This window comes from Mycolicibacterium pyrenivorans (assembly GCF_025821625.1).
In the GTDB taxonomy this organism is placed as follows: Bacteria; Actinomycetota; Actinomycetes; order Mycobacteriales; family Mycobacteriaceae; genus Mycobacterium; species Mycobacterium pyrenivorans.
Map to the genome: position 1 here is coordinate 1 of NZ_JACKSH010000154.1, position 23,935 is coordinate 23,935.

The 23,935-nt window shown below is 68.8% G+C and carries 21 protein-coding genes and 2 pseudogenes; 14 read left to right on the top strand and 9 right to left on the bottom strand.

Annotated elements, in window-relative coordinates:
• Positions 1–1,067: 1,067 nt before the first annotated feature.
• Together H7I57_RS18975 and H7I57_RS18980 are read left to right on the top strand one after the other, a co-directional pair.
• Positions 1,068–2,615: a GGDEF domain-containing protein gene (locus tag H7I57_RS18975; protein WP_264025303.1), complete on the top strand. Its 1,548-nt coding sequence runs from the start codon at positions 1,068–1,070 to the stop codon at positions 2,613–2,615.
• Positions 2,616–2,901: 286 nt separating this feature from the next.
• Entirely contained in the window at positions 2,902–3,330 is a 429-nt protein-coding gene (locus H7I57_RS18980; RefSeq protein ID WP_264025304.1) for a hypothetical protein, read from the top strand.
• A 5-nt stretch (positions 3,331–3,335) separates the two neighbouring features.
• On the opposite strand, the gene H7I57_RS18985 is transcribed toward H7I57_RS18980, so the two are convergent.
• On the bottom strand, positions 3,336–3,689 hold the full coding sequence (locus H7I57_RS18985) for a helix-turn-helix transcriptional regulator (RefSeq protein WP_264025306.1): 354 nt from the start codon (positions 3,687–3,689) through the stop codon (positions 3,336–3,338).
• Between the two features lie 81 nt (positions 3,690–3,770).
• On the opposite strand from H7I57_RS18985, the gene H7I57_RS18990 reads away from it, so the two are divergent.
• From H7I57_RS18990 to H7I57_RS19015, 6 genes and pseudogenes are all read left to right on the top strand, one after another.
• A complete protein-coding gene (locus H7I57_RS18990) occupies positions 3,771–4,235 on the top strand; it encodes an SRPBCC family protein (RefSeq protein ID WP_264025307.1) in 465 nt (154 codons plus the stop codon).
• Positions 4,236–4,296: 61 nt separating this feature from the next.
• Positions 4,297–5,013: a Clp protease N-terminal domain-containing protein gene (locus tag H7I57_RS18995; protein WP_264025308.1), complete on the top strand. Its 717-nt coding sequence runs from the start codon at positions 4,297–4,299 to the stop codon at positions 5,011–5,013.
• 41 nt (positions 5,014–5,054) lie between these two features.
• On the top strand, positions 5,055–5,531 hold the full coding sequence (locus H7I57_RS19000) for an RNA polymerase sigma factor (protein ID WP_264025309.1): 477 nt from the start codon (positions 5,055–5,057) through the stop codon (positions 5,529–5,531).
• The gene (locus H7I57_RS19005; RefSeq protein WP_264025310.1) at positions 5,528–6,124 is read left to right on the top strand and encodes a methylated-DNA--[protein]-cysteine S-methyltransferase; all 597 of its coding nucleotides are present in this window, start codon (positions 5,528–5,530) and stop codon (positions 6,122–6,124) included. The genes H7I57_RS19000 and H7I57_RS19005 overlap by 4 nt, the downstream gene beginning before the upstream one ends.
• A 104-nt stretch (positions 6,125–6,228) precedes the next feature.
• Positions 6,229–6,722, top strand: a pseudogene (locus H7I57_RS19010) (hypothetical protein).
• Positions 6,707–7,264, top strand: coding sequence for a GNAT family N-acetyltransferase (locus tag H7I57_RS19015; protein WP_372510286.1), 558 nt, complete (start codon positions 6,707–6,709; stop codon positions 7,262–7,264). Before H7I57_RS19010 ends, H7I57_RS19015 begins: the two are co-directional and overlap by 16 nt.
• Here H7I57_RS19015 and zapE read toward each other — a convergent pair.
• Entirely contained in the window at positions 7,240–8,289 is a 1,050-nt protein-coding gene (gene zapE / locus H7I57_RS19020) for a cell division protein ZapE (RefSeq protein WP_264025312.1), read from the bottom strand. The genes H7I57_RS19015 and zapE overlap by 25 nt on opposite strands.
• Positions 8,290–8,323: 34 nt before the next feature.
• Here zapE and H7I57_RS19025 point away from each other — a divergent pair, with 34 nt between their 5' ends.
• The 4 genes from H7I57_RS19025 to msrB all read left to right on the top strand — a co-directional run bounded on the left by H7I57_RS19025 (position 8,324) and on the right by msrB (position 12,514).
• Positions 8,324–9,133, top strand: coding sequence for a pyrimidine reductase family protein (locus H7I57_RS19025; RefSeq protein ID WP_264025313.1), 810 nt, complete (start codon positions 8,324–8,326; stop codon positions 9,131–9,133).
• 23 nt (positions 9,134–9,156) lie between these two features.
• Complete coding sequence (locus tag H7I57_RS19030; RefSeq protein WP_264025314.1) at positions 9,157–10,731, top strand: alpha/beta fold hydrolase; 1,575 nt, start codon at positions 9,157–9,159, stop codon at positions 10,729–10,731.
• A 63-nt stretch (positions 10,732–10,794) separates the two neighbouring features.
• Positions 10,795–12,063, top strand: coding sequence for an arabinofuranan 3-O-arabinosyltransferase (gene aftC, locus H7I57_RS19035; protein WP_264025315.1), 1,269 nt, complete (start codon positions 10,795–10,797; stop codon positions 12,061–12,063).
• A 10-nt stretch (positions 12,064–12,073) separates the two neighbouring features.
• On the top strand, positions 12,074–12,514 hold the full coding sequence (gene msrB / locus H7I57_RS19040) for a peptide-methionine (R)-S-oxide reductase MsrB (RefSeq protein WP_264025316.1): 441 nt from the start codon (positions 12,074–12,076) through the stop codon (positions 12,512–12,514).
• Here msrB and H7I57_RS33520 read toward each other — a convergent pair.
• The 4 genes from H7I57_RS33520 to hemE all read right to left on the bottom strand — a co-directional run bounded on the left by H7I57_RS33520 (position 12,466) and on the right by hemE (position 18,291).
• Entirely contained in the window at positions 12,466–14,847 is a 2,382-nt protein-coding gene (locus tag H7I57_RS33520) for a putative bifunctional diguanylate cyclase/phosphodiesterase (RefSeq protein WP_264025317.1), read from the bottom strand. The two genes, msrB and H7I57_RS33520, sit on opposite strands and share 49 nt — an antisense overlap.
• A 164-nt stretch (positions 14,848–15,011) precedes the next feature.
• On the bottom strand, positions 15,012–15,716 hold the full coding sequence (hemQ, locus tag H7I57_RS19050) for a hydrogen peroxide-dependent heme synthase (protein WP_264025318.1): 705 nt from the start codon (positions 15,714–15,716) through the stop codon (positions 15,012–15,014).
• Between the two features lie 152 nt (positions 15,717–15,868).
• Entirely contained in the window at positions 15,869–17,230 is a 1,362-nt protein-coding gene (locus H7I57_RS19055; protein WP_264025319.1) for a protoporphyrinogen oxidase, read from the bottom strand.
• On the bottom strand, positions 17,227–18,291 hold the full coding sequence (hemE, locus tag H7I57_RS19060; protein WP_264025320.1) for a uroporphyrinogen decarboxylase: 1,065 nt from the start codon (positions 18,289–18,291) through the stop codon (positions 17,227–17,229). Before hemE ends, H7I57_RS19055 begins: the two co-directional genes overlap by 4 nt.
• 131 nt (positions 18,292–18,422) lie before the next feature.
• On the opposite strand from hemE, the gene H7I57_RS19065 reads away from it, so the two are divergent.
• Both H7I57_RS19065 and H7I57_RS19070 read left to right on the top strand, forming a co-directional pair.
• Entirely contained in the window at positions 18,423–18,959 is a 537-nt protein-coding gene (locus H7I57_RS19065; RefSeq protein WP_308204383.1) for a DUF3000 domain-containing protein, read from the top strand.
• A 4-nt stretch (positions 18,960–18,963) separates the two neighbouring features.
• Positions 18,964–20,247: an HRDC domain-containing protein gene (locus H7I57_RS19070; protein ID WP_264025322.1), complete on the top strand. Its 1,284-nt coding sequence runs from the start codon at positions 18,964–18,966 to the stop codon at positions 20,245–20,247.
• Positions 20,248–20,288: 41 nt separating this feature from the next.
• On the opposite strand, the pseudogene H7I57_RS19075 reads toward H7I57_RS19070, so the two are convergent.
• The 3 genes and pseudogenes from H7I57_RS19075 to nhaA form a co-directional block, all read right to left on the bottom strand.
• Positions 20,289–20,516, bottom strand: a pseudogene (locus H7I57_RS19075) (prolyl oligopeptidase family serine peptidase); the annotation flags it as partial.
• A gap of 92 nt (positions 20,517–20,608) precedes the next feature.
• The gene (gene dxs, locus H7I57_RS19080; RefSeq protein ID WP_264025323.1) at positions 20,609–22,522 is read right to left on the bottom strand and encodes a 1-deoxy-D-xylulose-5-phosphate synthase; all 1,914 of its coding nucleotides are present in this window, start codon (positions 22,520–22,522) and stop codon (positions 20,609–20,611) included.
• Positions 22,523–22,550: 28 nt separating this feature from the next.
• Positions 22,551–23,891, bottom strand: a complete 1,341-nt coding sequence (nhaA, locus tag H7I57_RS19085) for a Na+/H+ antiporter NhaA (protein WP_264025325.1) — start codon at positions 23,889–23,891, stop codon at positions 22,551–22,553.
• Positions 23,892–23,935: the final 44 nt, after the last annotated feature.

Here is a 23,935-nt window from a genome sequence, read left to right on the forward strand (position 1 = left end):
GCGAAGTACCCGCCGAACGCCGTCGACATTTGCTCTTCGGTGAGCACGGCGTAGCTGCCCTGCCCCCCGACCAGCAATCCGGTAACCCCGTTGGTACAAGACGTGCACACCTCGGAGACAAGCTCACCCGGCGCTGCGGCAAATGCCGGCGCTGACGCCAACAGGATCAATGTGCTGGCGGCAATGCCGGAAACGAACGGTTTTGAAGGATTTCCCATAGATACCGTCCCAAGTTTAGGCGGGAACCATCAGCTGACAGCCCTACCACGCACAGAGCGTAGCAGTGACCACCGTCACAGACCAGTAATTTCAGCAAACTTGTGATCATTTGCCATGCGAGGCCTTCGAGTTCAAGATCAGAATCTCGCGGGAGGTGGCCAGCCTCGCGGGTGCCAAGCTCCAGCATCTTGTCCCATGTTCAAGCGCCCGACTTCAAAGTTCATCGCTCAATCTCGTGATGGAGAGGTAGCCAGCGCTGGTTCTTGCTCCGTCAACTATCTTCGGCCAGCTGGCCAATAATCTGAGCATGACCAGCTAACGGACGGAGAGTTGAGCATTATCCAACACGAGTCGTAGTGAGCTTCCGCCAACTTCGAGATTTGCTCGAGGCCACATGCGCCGAATCCCGCGGGAGCACACATGACACCACGCCACATTCGCTTACTTGCGCCGCCTCGCACTCGCCTCAGCGTTTGCGGCGGCGGCGGCCAGTATGTGTGGCCCGGCCAACGCCGGAAGCGGTGGCCCCGGCCCCGCCAGCCGGTAAGAGACACTTTGCGCGGCAGACACGACCGCCGGAGATCACGCATTCTCGGTCTCGATCAATCAGCGTCGCCGGCAGAGGGCCACTGACGAGTGCGTCAAAAGAGATGAACTGTCGGCCCACCCCTCCTCATTGCGCTTACAGTTGATACCCGAGTCCAGCTCAAGGGGGTGCATTGATTCCTTCAGAGCCACGGCGATGGGCTCCCAATCTGTCGCAGACGTCGTCAGCTAGGCGCGCCACAGGACCGCCGTTCACCCGCCGCGGTTCCCTATCATCACGGTCCTCGGAATTGCCCGGGGACTTGGATATCTCAGCAATCCGCGCGGCCCTGCGAATCTCTCAGGCGGTCTCCGGCGCACGCCATCTGAACCAGGCCCTGGAGGTCGTCGCCGAGCAGAGCCTTCTCATTCTCGATGCGGCCTCGTTCTCGATCAGCCGGTGGGAACGACAGCGCGGCGTGCTGCGCACCTTGATCAACGTCGGCGCCCTCGGTCCGGGCGAAGAACGCTGGCCCGAAGACGAGTTCTACCCGTTGACCGAGTACCGCCTCGTCACCGACCTTCTGCGGCACGGCGAGCCCTACGTCAACTCCATCGACGATCACGACGCCGACGACGACGCCGTCGCGCTCATCAGGTCGCTGGAGAAGGAGAGCGAACTCGCCGTGCCGGTCATGGTCGCGGGGGCGATGTGGGGTGAGTTGTGGGCCGCGGGACACGAGGGGCGCCGCTTCGGCGGCAGAGACATCCAGATACTGCAGGCCATCGCGACCCAGCTGTCGATCGCGATCGAAACGGCGAAGATCTTCAGCGAAATGTCGCGGTGCGCCAACGAGGATGCGCTGACCGGGCTGGCCAACCGTCGCGCCCTCGATGAGCGACTGAGCGACTGCAAGGACGGCGGCGAGCGGGCGACGCTGCTGATGGGTGACCTCGACGGGTTGAAGGTCGTCAACGATCAGCACGGTCACCCTGCCGGTGACGCACTGCTTCGCGCGGTCGCCGACGTCCTCAGCGCTGCGGCTTCGACCGTGCCCGACGCCCTCGTGGCCCGCCTGGGCGGCGACGAGTTCTGCATCATGATGCCCAACTCCACGCTGTCGGATGCGCAGCGCCTGGCATGTGACGTCACTCGGCTGCTCACCGCCGAAGTCAGCCCGGCGGTGTCGCTGTGTTGGGGAGCGGCCACCGTGAGCGACCAGATCGCCTGCGACGGGGAACTCATCGCCGCCGCCGACGCGGCACTGCTCGAGGCCAAGAAGCTCGGCCCCGGCCGGCTCGCCGTCCATTGCGCCCCCGCCCGGCAGCAGCCCGCGCACGACTCGAGACGACGGCCCGACACTCCCCTGCAGCGCCAGATGGACCGGCTGGTCGCACGCGTCGTCGCGGTCCACGAGCCCGCGCTACCGCTACTGTCGACCCTGGAGATGCTCGCTGTGGAACTCACCCGCATCGCCGGCGCAGCCGCCTGGTGCGTCTCAATCGTCACCGACGATCGTCGCGGCGTCAAAGCCGTTGCAGGACTTGAGAGTTCATTGACCAGCTCCGGTCTACGCCTCTTGGCGCCGGCCGAACAGAGCGTGTACAGCTTCGACGATTACCCCGCCACCGCCGCCGCGGTTCGGAACGGAGCCGTCTTCATTGCCGCCACCGACCGCGACGACTCCGACCCCGCCGAAGTCGCGCTGCTGCGCGAATACGGCTATCGGGCCGCCCTTGTCGCCGGCATGAACACCCCGGCACCCGGCTACGTGATGGAGATCTTCGCCGACGGCCCATACCCCGGTTTGGCCGAGATCGTGCCGCACGCCACGGTGCTCATGCACTACTGCTGCAGCAAGCAACGCTGAACACCCCACGCGCTGCACACGCTCCGCGATAGGTGGTCTGATCGTTACCGCTTTCGCAGCCGGGACCTATGTATTTATCAGGTCGCTCTCAGGTTGCGTCCATACCTTCAAAGTCAGATCGACGACCAACCGACAGACAACCCCGATACACTCGGCCCGCCACCAACCCCCCCAGGTGGCGGGCCGAGATCGTGTTTGCTGGTACCGAAAGACCGCGACGGGCCCGCCATACCCGATAGTCTTCGCGGTGACGCCAGCACGGTTCAGACGACCCTAGGGGTGGGACATGCTTCGCGAGTTGCTCGTTGCGACCGCCATCGGCGCCGCTGCCATGTGCGCGGCACCGGCCGCGACAGCTGAGCCGGGCACGGACTATCCCGACGAGCCAGGGCGCTACGCCACCGACGTACCCGGCATGGTGTACGACGCCCACCTCACCGGCCCGTGCACCAACATGGAACTGTTCACGTTCGGCCGCGGCCCCGGTGGCGAAGCGCTGCAGTGCCGGTGGATCCCCAATCAATGGCCGCCGGTGTACACCGGATTCTGGCAGGCGACCTACGCGTTGCAGGGTGTCCAGGACATCGGCGCACCGTGCCCGAAGCCGCAGGCCGCCGCCCAGGCTCCCGACGGCCGCCCCCTGCTGTGCCGCGGCCCCCAAGGCTGGCAACCAGGTTTCCTCACCAGCGCCGACGGCCGCTTCTTTCCCCGCTGACGGGCCTAGCTGCGCAACGTTCTGCTCGGTTCGGTTCCGAACACCTGCTTGTAGGCGCTGCTGAATCGACCGGGATGGCTGAACCCACACCGGCCCGCGATCGACGTGACGGTTTCCAGCGCGGGGTCCGCCGACTTCAGTTCGCGGTGGGCACGCTCCAGACGCACCCGCCGCAGATACTCCAGCGGCGTCAGGTTCAGGTGCTCCCGGAACGCGTACTGGATCGCCCGCGGCGTGACGCCGCTGGCCGCTGCGATGTCGCGGATGGTGATCTCGTACTGGGCGTTGGCATGGATGAAGTCCAAGGCCCGCCGCAGCATCCGCGGTTGCGTCGTGGTCGTCCTGTCGTGTGCCCGCATCGCCGGTGGGATTCCCTGACTTCGCGCAGGGCGAAACCCCCGAGTGATCCACACCACTGCCTCGCCTGACACGATCGTGCCATGACCGAGCGCATCGAGGTGCCGCGCACGATTCCCGCCCCGGCCGCCGATATCTTCGCGGTCCTCTGCGATCCGCAGGGCCACGTCGCCATCGACGCCACCGGCATGTTGCAGGACGCCGACGGCGGACCCGTCCGCGCGGTCGGGGACAGCTTCGTCGTCCACATGGACCGCGAGGCACTCAACGACTTCCCACTGGGCCGTTACGACGTCACCGTGCAGATCAGCGAGTTCGTCCAGGACCAGCTGATCGCGTGGACGATCCTCGGCCAGATCAAGCCACAGATCGGCCATGTGTACGGCTACCGCCTCGAGCCTGCCGACGAGGGCACGCTGGTCACGTCGTTCTACGACTGGTCCGATATCGACCAGCACTGGCGCGACGCCGACATCTTCCCCGTCGTGTCCGAGGGTGCACTGCGCGCGACCCTCGGCATCCTCGACCGCACCGTCCGGCGCGGCTAACCGCGCGGGACATCGTCAACCCAGGGTTGACGATTCTGGTTCGTCAACTTAAGGTTGACGCATGACCGCGAAGATCAGCCACCCCGTCCGCCTCGACGATCTCATCGACGTCATCAAGCAGGTGCACGACGAGCCCCTCGAACAGCTGACCGACGCCGTGCTGGCCGCGCAGGCCCTCGGCGACGTCGCCGACCACCTCATCGGGCACTTCGTCGACCAGGCCCGCCGATCCGGCGCATCGTGGACCGAGATCGGCCAGTGCATGGGCGTCACGAAGCAGGCCGCCCAGAAGCGGTTCGTGCCCAAGACCCCGACGGCCGCCGACGCGCTCGACCCCAACGCCGGCTTCAGCCGGTTCACAGAACGGGCTCGCAACGTCGTCGTGCAGGCCCAGAACAAGGCCCACGACGCCGGCAACCCGGAGATCCAACCCACGCACCTGGTGCTCGGCCTGTGCGCCGACCCGACGGGCCTGGCCGCGCGACTGTTGGCCGGACAGGGAATCGACGTCACCGCCGTCGCCGACACCATCACCCTGCCGCCGCGGGTCGACGACGTCCCGGCCCTGATCCCTTTCGATCCGCGCGCCAAGAAGGCACTCGAACTCACGTTTCGTCAGGCCCTGCGGCTCGGCCACAACTACATCGGTACCGAGCACCTGCTGCTGGCGCTCTACGAGGAAGAGGACGACGACGGCCTGCTCCACAACGCCGGGATCGACTGGGACCGCTTCGAGCGCGACCTGCTCGCCGCCCTGGAGGCGATCACCAAGTCCTGATCTCACATCTGGGCGTACCCCGACGTCTTCATGATGTGAGGATGCGACCGTTCGACGACCTGGTGACCGAACACGGCGCGGCCGTGCTTCGGGTCTGCCGCGCGGTCGTGGGCCCCGGCGACGCCGAGGATGCGTGGTCCGACACGTTCCTGTCGGCCCTGCGGGCCTACCCCGACCTGCCCGCGGACGCGAACGTCGAGGCCTGGCTGGTGACCATCGCCCATCGCCGGGCCCTCGACATCGGCCGCGCCCGCTCCCGGCGCCCCGTCCCCACCGCGACGCTGCCCGAGCGTGCCGACACCCGGGCCGATCCCGCCGCCCGCGACCCCGACCTGTGGGCCGCGCTGCAGCGGCTTCCCGACAAGCAACGTCACGCCGTGGCCTACCACCACATCGCCGGGCTCCCGTTCGCCGAGATCGCCGTGATCCTCGGCAACTCCCCCGACGCTGCCCGCCGCGCCGCCGCCGACGGCATCAAGACCCTGCGCAAGCACTGGAAGAAGGACGAATCAGCATGAACGACAACATTTTCAGTGGATCACTGCTCGACGAGGACGACACCCTGCAGCGCCTTCGTGACCGCCTGACCGCCACCGCGGAACCCGCGGGACTGCTCGACGTCGCCTACCGGACCCTCGACACGCCCGTCGGCACCCTGCTGCTGGCGGCCACCGCCGCCGGCCTGGTGCGGGTCGCCTTCGACGTCGAGGGCCACGACGCGGTGCTGGCCCGACTCGCCGAACAGCTCAGCCCGCGGATCCTGCGCTCCGCCGCGCGCCTGGACCGCGCGGCCCGCCAGCTCGACGAGTACTTCGCCAAGCGGCGCACCAGCTTCGACGTGCCCGTCGACCTGAGCCTGGCCGACGGGTTCCGGCGAAGCGTCATCGAGCATCTGCGCGACATCGACTACGGCCGCCGGGAGAGTTACGCAGAAGTCGCCGCCGCGATCGGCCGTCCCCGCGCGGTCCGCGCCGTCGGCACCGCCTGCGCGCACAACCCGCTGCCGGTCGTCATCCCGTGTCACCGCGTCGTGCGCTCGGACGGCTCCACCGGCCAGTACGTCGGCGGACCCTTGGCCAAAGCAACCCTGCTGGAACTGGAAGCCGCGTGAGGACGGGAAACAACCCGGCCCTGTGTGTCCTGACCGCCAACCACTCCTGGCCACGGGCCGCGTATGCGATCATGCGAAGCACGCCTAGGAGGGGACACAACACCATGCGTCGCTGGCTCGCGCTGCTGATCGCCACATCGGCAGCCCTCGGAGGTCTGCTGGCACCGTCGGCGACAGCGGCCACCATTCCGATCGGCCGTCTCGGTGAGCCGCTGCGCGTGGAGTTCAAGGGGCTGATCGCCGACGTCACCGTCAACAACATCCTGCCCGCTCCGGTGCCCCCGGGATTCGGCTATCCGCCCCGCGCACCGCGCTACCAGGTCTTCCGCGCCGACATCACCATCACCCCGGTGCAGGTGCCCACCCCGTACGCGATGGCCATCACCTGTCAGTTCCGCGGGGTCACCCCGACCGGCGATGCTACGAGCCGCGCAACAGCGACTCTCCCGATGCACTGCAGTTCGGCATGCAGAACGCGCGAGTAGGCCAGACGTTCACCGGCGGCATCTGGTGGGACTGCTACCGCGACCTGGTCTCCAACGTCGTGCTGCTCGACAAGATCAGCGGTGTCCACCTGGCGCAGTGGAACGTGGCCTGACACCCGACGCTGTGACCGCCGAGATCGTCCCGGCCGCCCCGTCCCGGCTGGCCGAGCTGGCCGACGTCGCCGCCCGCACCTTCCCGCTGGCCTGCCCCCCGTCCGTCGCACCCGAGGATGTCGCGGCCTTCATCGCCGAGAACCTCACCCCCGGGCGCTTCGGCGACTACCTGGCCGACCCCGAGCGAACGGTGCTCACCGCGGTCGAGGACGGCCGGATCGTGGGGTACGCCATGATGATTCGCGGCGAGCCCACCGACCCCGACGTCGCGGGCGCGATCACCGCCCGCCCGAGCGTCGAGCTGTCGAAGCTGTACGTGCTGCCCGCCGCCCACGGCGCCGGGGTGTCCGCGATGCTGATGTCGGGGCTACTGAACGAGGCCACGACGCTGGGCGCGGCGTGCGTGTGGCTCGGCGTCAACCAGCAGAACACGCGCGCACAACGCTTCTACGCCAAGCACGGCTTCGCGATCACCGGCACCAAGACCTTCCGGCTCGGCGCCCACATCGAGGCCGACTACGTGATGGTGCGCCCGAGTTGACCGGCGGCGGTCAACGCCAGCAGTCGTGAGGTCGCCCGCAGGTACTTCTTACGGAAACCGCCGGCGAGCATCTCGTCGCTGAAAATGGTGTCCAGCTTGGCTCCCGACGCCACCACCGGGATCCCGGCGTCGTAGAGCCGATCGGTCAGCGACACCAGGCGCAGCGCGACGTTCTGGTCGTCGATGGGGTGCACGCCGGTGAGGAAGACCTGCGACACCCCTTCGATCAGCGTCAGATAGCGCGAGGGATGCATCGTCGCCAGATGCGCGCACAGCACATCGAAGTCGTCGAGCGTCGCCCCGGGCACGGCGGCTGCGCGGTCGGCGACCCCGGCATCGCTCAGCGGTTCCGGTGCGGGCGGCAGGTCGCGGTGGCGGTAGTCGGGCCCCTCGATGCGCACGGTGGTGAACATCGCTGCCAGCGTGTGGATTTCCCGCAGGAAGTCCTGCGCGGCGAACCGTCCCTCACCCAACTGCTCGGGCAACGTGTTGGACGTCGCCGCCACCGAGACGCCACGTTCGACGAGTTGGGACAGCAGCCGCGAGATCAGGGTGGTGTTGCCGGGGTCGTCGAGCTCGAACTCGTCGATGCAGACCAGGACATAGTCGGACAGCAGCTCGATGCACTCGACGAACCCGAACACCCCCGCCAGCTGGGTCAGCTCACCGAACGTGGCGAAGGCCCGCTTGCTCTCGGGGGCTCCGCCCACCGCGTAGTACGACGACGCCAGCAGGTGGGTCTTGCCGACACCGAACCCGCCGTCGAGATACACCCCCACCCCTGGCAGCACCTCGCGCTTGCCGAACAGCTTCTTCTTTCCGGCCCGCCGCTGCACCGCCTGCTCGCAGAACCGGCGGCACGCCTGCACCGCCGCGGCCTGCGACGGCTCGCCCGGATCGGGCCGGTAGGTGTCGAAGCTGACGTCGGCGAACGTCGGCGGCGGGATCAGCTGAGCGATCAGCCGTTCCGGCGTGACGCTGGGATGTCGATCGACCAGATGCCCGACACCGCTGGACCCGTGCATGCAGGCACCTTAACGGCGTGCTGTGATTCTGCGTATGTCCGCCGAGGGTGACGGGACGCAGTTCACAGTGTTGGGCCGGATCGACGAAGTCGACACCGGCCTGCTCACCCAGCGCTACACCTATCCGGATACCGACCCCGACGTCCTGCGGTCGTGCTGGGTGCGGGGCAACATGATCGCGTCGGTCGACGGTGGGGCGACCAGCAGCGGCAAGTCCGGCGATCTGGGCGGTGCCGGCGACCGTGCGGTGTTCGGGGTGCTGCGCGAGCTCGCCGACGTGATCGTGGTCGGCGCGTCCACGGTGCGGGTGGAGAACTACTCGGGGGTCCGGCTCGGCGCGGCGCAACGGCAGGCACGTCGAGGACGCGGGCAGGCCGAGGTTCCGCCGATCGCGGTGCTGACCCGGTTCGGCAGCCTGAAGCGCGACGCGAAACTGTTCCACCGCACCGACGTCCCCCCGCTGATCTTGACCAGCGCCGACGCCGTCGCCGACACCACGGCGCGCCTCGGCAGGCTCGCGGAGGTCCTCGACGCCTCCGGCGAGCACCCCGACTCGGTGGATCTGCGCACCGCGCTCGGCCTGCTGGCCGACCGCGGACTGACGCGGGTCCTGACCGAAGGGGGCCCGGGCGTTCTCGGCATGTTCACCGAACACGACCTGCTCGACGAGCTGTGCCTGACGGTGGCGCCGGTGCTCGTCGGCGGCGGGTCCGGCCGCATCGTGACCGGTCCCGCCGAAGTGCACACCGCGATGCGGCTGCACCACGCGCTCACCGACGACGACGGCTACCTCTACCTGCGCTATGCCCGCCGCGACCCGCCGCGCTCCAGCGCGGCTCGATGACACCGGTCAGTACTGTGGTCGGCATGCGTCGACTGCTCCGTGCTCCGCGCGCTCGGGCCGCCGTGCTGGCCGTCGCGGCGTCCGTGGTCGTGGCCGGCTGTTCGCCCGGCCTGGCCGCAAACCCGCGCTACGCCACCGACTCCGGGGCGGGACCCCAAGGTGCCACCGAGACCACTGACCAGCCGGCCGGCCCACCGGCGATCGAAGCACCGAAGAACGATCTGTCCTGGCGCGACTGCACGTCGCGGATGTTCCGCGAGGCCGCGCTCGACCCGATCCCCGGCGTCTCGCTCGAATGCGCCAGCTACGACGCCGACCTCGACTCCCTCAAAGGCGCGACCGGGACCGTCAGCATCGGGGTGGTCCGCGCCAGATCCGCGCAGACCCCCGGCGACGCAGGGCCGCTCGTGATGACCACCGGTTCGGACCTACCCACATCGGTGCAGCTGCCGGTGTGGCTGTCGCGCGCCGGCGCCGACGTGCTGGCCCAGCACCCCGTCGTCGCCGTGGACCGCCGCGGCATCGGCATGTCGGGGGCGCTGGACTGCCGCGACCTGTTCGACCGCCAGGAGATGTTCGAGCAGGCCCAGTTCCAGTCCGGCGACGACCCCGTCGCCAACCTCGGCGCGGTGACGATCACGGCCACCACGAGTTGCACCGACACCATCGCCCCCGGCGATTCGGCGTACGACAACGTCCACGCCGCCGAGGATCTCGAGCGGCTGCGCACCACGTGGGACGTCCCCGCCCTGGCCCTGATGGGCGTCGGCAACGGCGCGCAGGTGGCGCTGGCCTACGCCGGGTCACACCCGAGCAAGGTGGCCAGGCTCATCCTGGACTCTCCCCTGCCCCTGGGCATCGCCGCCGAAGCCGCCACCGAGCAGCGCGTCAAGGGTGAGCAGGCCGCTTTGGATGCGTGGGCGACCCAGTGCCAGGCGACGAACTGCCCACTGGGAAGCGATCCCAAGGGCGCCGTCGACTCGCTGCTGGAATCGGCGCGCGCAGGCAACGGCCCCGGCGGGGTGTCGGTGGCCGCCGTCGCCGACGCGATCTCCACCACGCTGGCCTTCCCGCGCGGCGACAGGGTCGGCGCAGGCAACGAACTCGCCCTCGCGGTCGCCGACGCCCGCTCCGGCAACACCAACCGGCTGAACAACCTGATCAACCAGGCCGAGACGCTGCGCCAGACCGACGGCCAGTTCGTCAACACCTGCAGCGACGCGCTGAACCGGCCGACCCCCGACCGGGTCCGCGAACTCGTCGTCGCATGGGACAAGCTGTATCCGCAGTTCGGCACCGTCGGAGCGCTCGACATGGTGAAGTGCCTCAACTGGCCCAGCGGCACCGCGCCGCAGGAACCCAAAGACCTCAGGATCCCGACCCTGCTGCTCGGTGTGCAGAACGATCCCGTCGTCGGCAACGAAGGCGTCGCGGCAGTGGCGGCGACCGCCATCAACGCAGGTTCGTCGAACCGGCGGGTGATGTGGCAGGGCATCGGACACGGCGCGGCCATCTACTCGTCGTGCGCACTGCCACCGGTGCTCAAGTACCTGGACACCGGCCAGTTGCCGGAAACCGACACGTACTGCCCGGCCTGAGGCTGGTCATGTCGCGGCCATCCCCTACCGCGCCCCGGCCACTCGTTCGGGTACGGTGCGCACGTGCGTGATCTTGTTCTGACCGCTTTCCGGCCTCGCACGTCCCCACCCAGCACCGCGTCGGTCCTGCGCTCCATCCTGTGGCCGCTGGCGATCCTGTCGATCATCCACCGCAGCTTCGTCCTCGCCACCAACGGCTACATCACCGACGACTTCGCGCCCGTGTACCGCGCCGTGGTGAACTTCAAGCTCGGCTGGGACATCTACAACGAGAACTTCAACCACGTCGACCCGCACTACCTGTATCCCCCCGGCGGCACGCTGATCATGGCGCCGTTCGGGTATCTGCCGGTGGAAGCCTCGCGGTACTGGTTCATCTTCTTCAACACGCTCGCGATCCTGCTCGCGGCGTACTTCCTGCTGCGGCTGTTCAAGTTCACCCTCGCCTCGGTGGCCGCACCCGCGCTGCTGCTCGCCATGTTCTGCACCGAAAACGTCACCAACACCCTGGTTTTCGGGAACATCAACGGACCGATCCTGTTGCTGGAGGTGCTGTTCTTCCGGTGGCTGCTAGACGGCAACCGGAGCCACGAATGGTGGGCGGGCGTGGCCATCGGCCTGACGCTCGTGGTCAAACCACTGCTCGCGCCGCTGCTCTTGCTGCCGCTGCTCAACCGCCAGTGGCGCGCACTGGTGACCGCCTTCGCCGTCCCCGCGGTGTTCAACGCCGTGGCCTGGCCGCTGATCAGCGACCCGATGAGCTTCGTCACCCGCACGCTGCCCTACATCCTGTCGACCCGCGACTACTTCAACAGCTCGATCCTGGGCAACGGCGTCTACTACGGCCTTCCGATGTGGCTGATCATGCTGCTGCGCGTCGCCTTCGCCGTCCTCGGCGCGGCCTCGCTGTGGCTGCTGTACCGCCACTACCGCACCCGCGACCCGCTGTTCTGGATGCTGACCTCCTCGGGCGTCCTGCTGCTGACCTCGTGGCTGGTGCTGTCCCTCGGGCAGGGCTACTACTCGATGATGCTGTTCCCGTTCCTGATGACGGTCGTGCTGCCGAACTCGGCGATCCGAAGTTGGGTGGCGTGGCTGGCGATCTACGGATTCACGACGATGGACCGCTGGCTATTGATGCACTGGCCGACCACCGGCCGGGCGCTGGAATACCTGAAGATCACCTACGGCTGGTCGTTGTTGTCGATCGTGGTGTTCCTGGTGCTGCTGTACCGCTACCTCGACGCCAAGGACGACGGTCGGCTCGACGACGGCATCGACCCGCCCTGGGTCACGCAGTACGCAGCGTCGGGAGCCAAGCCCGGCGGGTAGCCTGAGACCCATGACTGCGACAGGTTCCGGGTCAGACGCCGCGCCGGGTCCGGCGCTGGTTCTCAGCGACGACCAGTGGCGCGAACGCCTCAACCCCGAAGAGTTCGCCGTGCTGCGTCGGGCCGGCACCGAGCGGCCCTTCACCGGCGAATACACCGACACCAAGACCGAGGGCGTCTACCAGTGCCGCGCGTGCGGCGCCGAGTTGTTCCGCAGCAGCGAGAAGTTCGAATCGCATTGCGGCTGGCCGTCTTTCTTCGATCCGGCCGACTCGAGCGCGGTGCTCCTGCGCTCGGACGACACGCTGGGGATGCACCGTGTCGAGGTGGTGTGCGCCAACTGCCACAGCCACCTCGGGCACGTCTTCGAGGGTGAGGGCTACCCGACACCGACCGATCAGCGCTACTGCATCAACTCGATCTCGCTGCGCCTCGTGCCGTCGGGTTCGTAGTCGTCCCCACCGACCGGATCGTCCCCGTCCCGGCTGTTCTGAACCCGACGCTGCGATTCCAGCAGCTCCAACACGGCCGGTGCGGGCAGCGGTGGACTGTAGTAGTACCCCTGGGCGACATCACAGCCATACTCGAGCAATCTGGCCGCGGTCTCGGCGTTCTCGACGCCCTCGGCAACGGGGATCACTCCCAGCACGTGCGCGAGGTCGATCACCGCGCGAACGATCGCGGCCGAGGCCGGCTGCGTCAGGATGGGCGCGATGAACTCCCGGTCGAGCTTGACCTCGTCGACCAGGAAATCGCGCAGGTACCACAGCGCCGAGTAGCCGCTACCGAAATCGTCGATCGCGATGCGAATCCGGCAGTCCCGCAGCATGGTCAACACCACCGGGGTCTGCGCCATGTCCTGCAGCAGCTGGTCTTCGGTGATCTCGACGGTCAGGATCTCCGGCGGCAGGCACCTGCTGTCGAGTGCGTGCACGAGTTGGCCGGGCAGATCGGTGTCGCTGATCGACGGGGCGAACACGTTGACTGCGACGGGCACCCCGACACCCTTGGCGTACCACCGGGCAGCGTCGTCCAACGCCCGATCCAGCACCAGCGACGTCACCGAACGCATCAGGCCGTGCTCACGCACCAACGGCAGAAACTGCTCGGGGACAAGCAGTCCCCGCCGCGGGTGCGGCCAGCGGACCAGCGCCTCCACTCCCACGATCTGGCGGGTTCGCACGTCGAACTTCGGCTGGTAGACCACGCTGAGACCGCCGTGCTCGATCGCCAGCCGCAGCTCGGTGAGCTGCCGGGAGGCGATGCGACCCCCGGCGCGACTCCTGGTGTCGGCGACCAGCACGCCCGCGGAGTTCTCGCTGTGCGCCATGTCGGCACCGAAAACGTGCAGTCCACCCGACCGCGACTTCTTCGCCGCGTACATCGCGACATCGGCCTGCATGAGCAGCTCATCGGCGGTGATCTCGGCGCCGTCGGTCATGGTCATCGCCAGACCCACGCTCGGGCGCACCCACAGCTCGTGTCCCGCGACGGTGAACGGCCCGTCGAAGGCATGGACCACGCGCTGCGCCACCGTCTGCACGGACCCGTCGTCACCCTCCATCAAGACCGCGAACTCGTCACCGCCGAGCCGGGCCGCCGTGTCGCATGGGCGCACGGCGCCGCTCAGGCGTTCGGCGAAGCGCACCAGCATGGCGTCCCCCATGGCGTGCCCGTGGCTGTCGTTGACGAGTTTGAAGTCGTCGAGATCCATCAGCAGCACCGCCACCGAACGCGTGTCACTGCGCGGCGCCTCCATTGCGCGGTCCAGTCGGCTCTGGAACAGCGTCCGGCTCGCCAGGCCCGTCAGCGGGTCACGCATCACCTGGTCGGACACCTCGGCCAGCAGCCGATGGCTCTGGTCGAGTACCAGGTACTGGCGGATCATCACGGCGAACACCGTGATGATCCCGACGATGTACAGAGGCCCCAGCATCGGGACCATCACCGGAGCGCACACCGCCACGGCGATCGTGACCGGCACGAACGGCAACCACATCGACACCCGCGACGGCACCCACGGCTGGGCCTCGGATCCTCGCGATGCCCCACGGCTGACCAGGGCGGCGCCCCCGATGGCCAAGAAGCCCCACGCATACCCGAGCGAGATCGACTCGAGATACTGGCCTTCCACCGTCGTCACATAGGCGTACGCGGTGTCCGCGACTGCGATGAGGACCAGCCCCGCCGTCAGCATCGCCACCATGGCGCGGTCCCCGGCCGGGACGCGTACCAACAGCAGCAGCGCAATGGTGACCACCGCGATGTCGGCGAAGGGGTATGCCAGCGTCAACGCCAACGCCGTCGGTTTCATGACCCGAGCGGCATACACGGTGTTCAGCAGCATCACCCAGGTCGCACCGAACAGCGCACCGGCCATGATCACGCCGTCGAGCAGCACCCGAAGCCTCGTCGCACGTGGATGGCCACCCAGCAGGAACATCAGGCCGAGTACCGTGCCGATGGGTTGCATGGCATACCCCACGTCGGCCCACGACTGGAATTCAACCGTGCCGCGGACCAGGCCGTTGTAGGCCCACACCAGTTGACCGGCCGCGAAGCCACCGGCGCCGAACGCCACACATGCCCATGCGGCGCGGCGCCTGCCCAGCAATCGCCGTGCGGCGGTCGCGGCGCACACCGTGGCGAACAGCGCGATGGCGAGAACGACGAGATCTGCGGCAAACCGGATCGCCGGTTGTCCACTCCAGTCGCTCAGCTGCAACGCGGAAAAACCGGCACCCACTGCGACGATGACTGCCCCCAACAGCCTGGCGTTCGGCACCGGACGATGCTAGCAACAGCCGCAGCCAGGCACGGGATGATTTGACGCTCTCGTCACAGAGCCGTCACGTGCGGCGGATGACCAGCGAGCGGTTACTGCGGCGGATCGCGGCGGACAGCACACCCTGCGAGAGACGGGCTCGGCGAAGATCTTTCAGCAAATTCCTACGGAAGGGTGGCGATGAGCTGCTCGACCGTGACCCGCGGCCCGGTGAAGAACGGGGTCTCCTCCCGCACATGGCGGCGGGCGTCGGTGGCCCGCAGATCGCGCATCAGGTCGACGATGCGGTGCAGTTCGGGAGCCTCGAACGCCAGCAGCCACTCGTAGTCGCCCAGCGCGAACGCGGGCACCGTGTTGGCCCGCACATCCTTGTAACCGCGCGCCGCCATCCCGTGCTCGGACAGCATCCGCCGACGCTCCTCGTCGGGCAGCAGGTACCAGTCGAGGGACCGGACGAACGGGTAGACGCAGATGTAGGCGCCGGGCTCCTCACCGGCCAGGAACGCCGGGATGTGGCTCTTGTTGAACTCCGCGGGCCGGTGCAGCGCCACGTTGCTCCATACCGGGGTGGACGCGCGGCCGAGCGTGGTGGTGCGGCGCAGATCCGAATAAGTGGACTGCAACGCCTCGATGCTCTCGGCGTGGGTCCACATCATGAAGTCGGCGTCGGCGCGCATCCCGGCGATGTCGTACAGGCCGCGCACCACGACCCCCTTCTCCTCCTGCAGCTTGAGGAACGCCGCGGTCTCCTCGGCGACGTCCGCGCGCGCGTCATCCTCGTAGGCCAGCGCGCCCGGCCGCACGGAGAAGACCGAGAACATCAGGTAGCGGATCGTGGAGTTGAGGGTGTCGTAGTCGAGCTTGGCCATGCGCCTATCGTGCCACGGTCACATGCCCCGTCGCTTCGCTCGCCCCCGGTCACATCCCCCGTCGCTTCGCTCGCCCCGGTCACATCCCCCGTCGCTTCGCTCGCCCCGGTCACATCCCCCGTCGCTTCGCTCGCCCCGGTCGCAGTTCCCGCTCAGCTCCCGTCGACCACCACGGCCGCCGCCGCCCGCGTCGCGGCCGCGACACACGCAGGCACCCCGATGCCGTCAAGATAGGCGCCGGCCACCGCCAACCCGGCCGGCAGCCCCGCCCGCAGCTCGGCGACGACATCCGTGTGACCCGGTCCGTACTGCGGCATCGCGTCGATCCACCGGGCCACGCGGTGATCGACCGGCTCGACCGAGATCCCGAACAGGGTCGTGAGGTCCTCCCCCGACCAGCTCAACAGGTCCTCGTCGCCGACACTGCGCGCCACGTCGTCGCCGAACCGGCCGAACGACAGCCGGACCATCTCGACGCTGCCGCGCCGCCCCCACTTGCGCGACGACAACGTCACCGCCTTGGTGTGCAACCGCCCCCGGCCCGCGACCAGCACCCCGGACTGTTCGGGCAGCGGCGTGCCGCCCGGCAACGCGAGGGCCACCACCGCCGCCGACGCGACCGGGATCTTGCGTGCCGCCGCCGCGCTGCGAGGCGCGAGGTCGGCGACGAGTGCGGGCAGCCGCGGCGCGGGGACGGCGAGCACCACCGCGTCGGCGGACCAGCGGGTGCCCTCGTCATCGACGAGCTCCCACCCCCGCGGCGCCCGCTGAACTCCGCGGACGGCGACCTGCGCCCAGCGCAGCCCGGACCGGCGCACCAGTTCGTCGACCAGGACCGTGTATCCGCCGTCGACCGCACCGAACACCGAACCGGTCAGCGGCGGCGGCAAGGCCGCCACCACCGCCTCGGTCAGGCTCCGGGCGCCGCGGTCCAGCTCTGCGGCGACCGTCGGCGCCGCCGCGCGGATCCCGATCGTCGCCGCCGACCCGGCGTACACCCCGGACAACAGGGGGTCCACCGAGCGGACCACCACCTGCTCCCCGAATCGGTCACCGACCAGGTCGGCAACGCTGGGGTCGGCCCCCGCACGCCAGGTGAACGGTCGCCGGGGCTCGTCGAGCATCCAGCGGATCGTCGCGTCGTCGACCAGGCCGGACAGCGCCGACGGCCGTGACGGGATGCCGTTGACGGTGTCCTTGGGCAGCGGATGCAGACGGCCCTCGCTGTAGATCAGCGGTCGCGCGCCGCTGGTCGCGATCTGCTTGCCCGACAGCCCCAGCTCGGCGAGCAATGCGGGCACCTCCGGCCTGCGCGCCACGAAGGCCTCGGCACCGACATCCAACGGCTGCCCGCTGATCCGCTCCGTCCGCAGCACACCGCCGAGCCGGTCGGCCGGGTCCAGCACCGTGATCGACGCGTCCGGGCCGGCAGCCACCCGCAGTCGGTAGGCGGCGACGAGGCCCGAGATGCCGCCCCCGACAACGCAATACTCGCGACGACTGGCGGGCGTCACAGCTCGTGCACCAAGGCCACCGCGTCGGTGATCACCTCGGGGTCGGTGCCGGGCAGCACTCCGTGGCCGAGGTTGAAGACGTGGCCGACGGCACCGGCGTCGACGGCACGCCTGCCGTCCTCGACGACGGCGCGCACCGCGCGCTGCACCACCGGCCAGCCCGCCATCAGCACCACCGGGTCGAGATTTCCCTGAAGCGCGCAGCCGCGTTGCACCCGCGCGGCCGCATCGGTCAGCGACGTCCGCCAATCCACCCCGACCACCGCGGGCACGCCCTGCCCGGCGACGGCCTCCGACATCGCGCCGAGCAGCTCGGCGGTTCCGACCCCGAAGTGCGTCATCGGGACCCCGAAGCCGGCCAGCGAGGCGAACACGCGCGCACTGTGCGGCAACACATAGGTGCGGTAGTCGGCCAGAGACAATGTGCCGGCCCAGGAGTCGAACACCTGGATGGCGTCCACGCCGGCCTCGAGCTGGGTGCGCAGGAACGCGATCGTCACATCCGTCAGGGCGGTCATCAGGGCATGCCAGGTGGCGGATTCGCCCAGCATCATCGCCTTGGTGTGCTCGTGGTTGCGGCTCGGCCCGCCCTCCACGAGATAGGAGGCCAGCGTGAAGGGTGCGCCGGCGAAGCCGATCAGCGGGACGTCGCCGAGTGCGGAGGTCAGCTGCGAGATCGCGGTGGCCACCGGGGCGACCTGGCCGGGCTCCAGCGGCGCGATGGCCTCGACATCGGCGCGGGTGCGGATCGGGTTGTCGATCACCGGGCCGACGTCGGGGACGATGTCCAGTGCGATCCCGGCGGCCCGCAGCGGCACCACGATGTCTGAGAACAGGATCGCCGCGTCGACGCCGTGCCTGCGCACCGGCTGCAGCGTGATCTCGGTGATCAGATCGGCGTCGAAACAGGCCTGCATCATCGTGTTCTTCGCCCGCAATGCCCGGTACTCGGGCAGCGACCGACCCGCCTGTCGCATCATCCACACCGGTACGCGGTGGGGTTTGCGGCCGGCAACGGCGGCCAGGTAGGGCGATTCGGGCAGCTCGCGACGCGTGTTCATCGCCCCCCATGCTGCCATGACACGGTCATGATCGAATCGGCGCGCCATGAGTACAGACCTGCCCAAATGGACTAGCGTCAGATGTCGTGACCACCGCCGAACCGGCTCAATTCCGTGAAGCGGTGGCGGCCATGAATGCCACCACCGTACGACCGGAGATCGAGCTGGGCCCGATCCGGCCGCCGCAGCGCCTGGCGCCGTTCAGCTACGCGCTGGGCGCCGAGGTCAAGCACGCCGAGACGACGATCGTCCCGGAACGCTCCGAGGGCGATGCGTTCGGCAGGCTGATCCTGCTGCACGACCCCGAGGGCGCGGAGGCCTGGGACGGCACGATGCGCCTGGTCGCCTATATCCAGGCCGATCTCGACTCCACCGAGGCCGTCGACCCGCTGCTGCCCGAAGTCGCCTGGAGCTGGCTGGTCGATGCGCTCGAGGAGCGGGCCGAGCACGTCACCGCCCTCGGCGGGACCGTCACCGCCACCACCTCGGTCCGCTACGGCGACATCTCCGGACCGCCCCGTGCCCACCAACTCGAGCTGCGCGCGTCGTGGACCGCGACCACGCTGGAGCTCGGCCCTCACGTCGAAGCCTTCTGCGAGGTGCTCGAGCACGCCGCCGGCCTGCCACCCGACGGGGTGACCGACCTCAGCTCCCGTACCCGCGCCTGACCACATGTCCGAACCCGAGCCGGCCGGTCCCGCCGTGGACCCTGAAGTATCCGAGGTGCCCGGCGATCCTGAGCCCCCGGCCACTCCCCTGCTGGCCCCGCGGGACGGGATGCCCGAGGTGTCGGTTAGCCGTACCGAAATCGCCAGGGCTGCAGACCTTCTCGCGTCCGGCACCGGACCCTTCGCCGTGGACGCCGAACGGGCATCGGGGTTCCGATACTCCAATCGCGCCTACCTCGTGCAGATCCGCCGCGCCGGCGCGGGCACCGTGCTGATCGACCCCGTGATGCACGGCGGCGACCCCCTCGCCGTCATGACGCCGGTCGCCGAAGTCCTCGCCACCGATGAATGGGTGCTGCACGCCGCGGATCAGGACCTTCCGTGCCTGGCCGAGATCGGACTGCGGCCCACCGCGCTCTACGACACCGAACTGGCCGGGCGGCTCGCCAACTTCGACAGGGTCAATCTCGCCGCGATGGTGCAGCGGCTCCTGGGCCTGCAGTTGACCAAGGGTCACGGCGCCGCCGACTGGTCGAAGCGTCCGCTACCCGACGACTGGCTCAACTACGCCGCACTGGACGTCGAGGTCCTCGGCGAGCTGCGCCACGCGATCGCCGAGGTCCTGGAGGACCAGGGCAAGGCCGATTGGGCGAGACAGGAATTCGAGTTCCTTCGCACCTTCGAGGGCGCCCCGACCAGGCGCGACCGCTGGCGGCGCACGTCGGGCATCCACAAGGTCCGCAATCCGCGGGCCCTGGCCGCGGTGCAGGAGCTGTGGACCACCCGCGACCAGATCGCGAGGCGTCGTGACATCGCACCCGGACGCATCCTGCCCGACAGCGCGATCATCAACGCCGCGACGGTGAACCCCGACACGGTGGAGAAGCTGATCGCGCTGCCGGTGTTCGGCGGGGCGAAGCAACGGCGCAGCGCCCAGGTGTGGTTGGACGCGCTGGACCGTGCCCGTGCCGCCACCGACCCGCCCACCTCCTCGGAACCGTCCAACGGCCCGCCACCGGCGTCCCGGTGGGCGCGGCGCAAGCCGGAGGCAGCCCTGCGCCTGGAAGCCGCGCGATCGAAGCTGACCGAACTCGCGCAACGGGTTGATGTGCCTGCCGAGAACCTGCTGTCCCCCGAGACCTTGCGGCGGTTGTGCTGGGACTGGGAAGCCGTCGAGGACACCGTGGCCGCCATCGACGGCTTCCTGCGCGAATCGTCGGCCCGGCAGTGGCAGCGCGAGCTCACCGTGCCGGTCCTCACCGATGCGCTGTCTCCTCCTGATCCGTGACGCCCGCCTCGTCGAGGTGACTCCGGGTCCGGGACCTGCCGTCAGCTGAGCTCGCGCATCACGAACGGCGTGGAGTCCGGCAACGACGCCAGCACCGTGCCGCCGTGGTCCTCGCCGGGATAGACCTTCAATGTCATGTCCTGGCCGTTAGCCGCCAGTTCCTCGGCGAACCGCAGAGTCAGGTTCGGTGGCACGTCGCGGTCCAGGAGCCCGACGCCGAGGAAGAGCGGGTGGTCATGACCCGTCGCCGGCAGGCCCATGAACTGGTCGCAGTTCCCAGCACGCCGGCCGCCATCAGCAGTGCGGCCATCAGAACACGAACGGGCCCAGTTGTTTTCACAGCGACAGCGGTACGGGGCCGTCAGTCGAGGTGTTCGCTGACTTCCTGCTCGGTCACCGAGGCGCCCAGCGCGGCCACCCAACCGGTGATCTGGCGGGCGATGTTGCGTTCGGTCAGACCGACGTCGGCGAGCACCTCCCCGCGGGACGCATGGGCGAAGAATTCCTGGGGCAGTGCGGCGTCCCGGCATGGCACGTCGACCTCGGCACGCCGCAGTGCGCCCGAGACCGCCGAACCCACACCGCCGTGCACGCCGTTGTCCTCGAGCGTGACCACCAGTTTGTGGCCGGTGGCCAGCGCCGTGATCTGCGCGGGCACCGGCAGCACCCAGCGTGGGTCGACGACCGTCACACCGATGCCCTGATTGCGAAGCCGTTCGGCGACCGCCAGCGCCATGCCGGCGAACGGCCCGACGGCCACCACCAGAACGTCGTCGGACAGGCCCTCGGCCGGAACGGCGAGCACATCCACGCCACCGCGACGCTCGAGTGCCGGAATGTCCTCGCCGACATCACCTTTCGGGAATCGGATCGCGGTCGGCCCGTCGTTGACGTCGACCGCCTCGCCGAGTTCCTCGCGTAGCCGGGCACCGTCACGTGGGGCCGCCACGCGCATCCCGGGCACGATGCCAAGGATCGACAGGTCCCACATGCCGTTGTGGCTCGCGCCGTCGGGTCCGGTGACACCGGACCGGTCCAGCACCATCGTCACCGGAAGCTTGTGCAGCGCGACGTCCATCATCACCTGGTCGAACGCGCGGTTGAGGAATGTCGAGTAGATGGCGACCACCGGGTGCAAGCCGCCCATCGCCAACCCGGCGGCCGACGTCACGGCGTGCTGCTCGGCGATGCCGACGTCGAAGAATCGGTCCGGGAACCGCTTCCGGAACGCGCTGAGGCCAGTGGGACCCGGCATGGCCGCGGTGATCGCGACGATGTCGCGCCGCTTGGCTGCCAGCCGGATCAGCGCCTCCGAGAACGTCGACGTCCAGCCGGGGCCGGGGATCGAGGTGGCCAGTCCGGTCTCGGGGTCGATGACCCCGCAGGCGTGCATCTGGTCGTCTTCGTCGTTCTCCGCCGGTGCGTAGCCCATCCCCTTGCGGGTGACGACGTGCACGACGACCGGCGCGTTGAAGCCACGGGCGTGACGCAGCGCGTTCTCCACCGCGTGTTCGTCGTGACCGTCGATCGGGCCGACGTACTTGAGCCCCAGATCGGTGAACATCACCTGAGGGGAGATCGCGTCCTTGATGCCGGCCTTGATGCTGTGCATGCACTGATAGCAGAACTCGCCGATCACCGGCACGCCACGGACGGCCTTGCGACCCTCGTCGAGCACCCGCTCGTACCCCGGCTGCAGCCGCAGGCCGGCCAGGTGCTCGGCGAACCCGCCGATCGTCGGTGCATAGCTGCGGCCGTTGTCGTTGACGATGATGACGACCGGGCGCCCGGATGCGGCGATGTTGTTCAGCGCCTCCCAGCACATCCCGCCGGTGAGCGCACCGTCGCCGACGACGGCGACGACGTGCCGGTTGCGGTGTCCGTTGAGCTCGAAGGCCTTCGCCAGGCCGTCGGCATAGGACAGCGCGGAGCTGGCATGGCTGGACTCGACCCAGTCGTGCTCACTCTCGGTCCGCGACGGGTAGCCCGACAGGCCGTCCTTCTTGCGCAGCGTCTCGAAATCCTGGCTGCGGCCGGTGAGCATCTTGTGCACATAGGCCTGGTGACCGGTGTCGAACAGGATCGGGTCGTGGGGCGAATCGAAGACGCGGTGCAGCGCCAACGTCAACTCCACGACGCCGAGGTTGGGTCCCAGGTGCCCACCTGTGGCCGCGACCTTGTGGATCAGGAAGTCGCGGATTTCACGGGCCAGTTCGTCCAGCTGCGCCTGTGTCAGGTGTTGCAGATCAGCGGGACCGCGGATCTGTTCAAGCATCCCGTCAGTCTACGCACGGCCGTCACTGTCAGTCCTGTTGAGTCTGATAGACATCGGGCACTCCGTCGGCGTCGTCGTCGGCGGTCTCCAAGAGGTGAATGCGCCGGTAGGCCCTGTTTCTGGACAGCAGCAGCACCGAGGCCAACCCGGCAGCCAACAGTGACCCGCACAACACGCCGACCTTCACCAATTCGTCACGATCGGACCCCAGTCCGTACGCGAGATCGCCGATCAGCAGCGACACCGTGAAGCCGATCCCGGCGAGCATCGACATGCCGAGCACGTCGATCCAGCGCAGCGAGGAGTCCAGGTTCGCGCGGGTGACCGCCGACATCACCCTGGTGGTGAGCAGAATCCCGACGGGCTTGCCCACCACCAGCCCCAGCACGATGCCCAGCGCGATCGGGTCGCTGAGGGCCGTCGTGAGGCCGCTGATGCCGCCCAGGCTCACCCCGGCGGCGAAGAACGCGAAGACCGGTATCGCGATCCCAGCCGACAGCGGCCGGGTGCGGTGCTCGAAGTGCTCGGCCATCCCCACCCGATGCTGCCCGTCGACCTCGACACCGCGCCGCGTCGCGGAGCGGCGAACCGGCACGGCGAACCCGAGCAGCACCCCCGCCACCGTGGCGTGCACGCCCGACTCGTGGACCAGCACCCAGGTCGCCACCGCCAGCGGGATCAGCAGCCACCAGGCCTGAACCCCGCGCTGCACACACAGCGTGAACAGCGCCAGCGGCACCAGCGCGAGCGCCAGGGCGACCCCGTCGATGTCCTGGGTGTAGAACACGGCGATGACGGTGATCGCCAGCAGGTCGTCGACCACGGCCAGCGTCAGCAGGAACGTGCGCAGCGCCGACGGCAGGTGCGTGGAGATGACCGCGAGCACGGCGACCGCGAACGCGATGTCCGTCGCGGTCGGGATCGCCCAGCCTCGTAGTGCGCCGTCACCGGTCTGGATGTTGACCAGGACGAAGATGACCGCGGGCACCACCATCCCGCCGACGGCCGCGGCGATCGGCAGCGCCGCGCGGCGAGGATCGCGGAGATCCCCGGCGACGAACTCGCGTTTGAGTTCCAGCCCGACGACCAGGAAGAAGATCGCCAGCAACCCGTCGGCGGCCCATGCGCCCAACGTCAGCTTCAGGTGCAAGCCGAAGGGCTCACCGCCGACCTCGAGGTCTCGCAACGAGAAGTAGGTCTCCGCCCACGGTGAATTGGCCCAGACGAGCGCCGCGGCCGCGGCCACCAGCAAGATGATCCCGCCGACGGTCTCCTTGCGCAGGATCGAGGTGATGCGACTGGTTTCCGACCAGGACCCGCGCGCGAGAAGCGGGCGCTTGCCCCCGGCTGGGACGCGGTCGGAAGGCATGACTGGACCCCTCTTTGATTTGGCGCTCGACGAATACGCGCCGA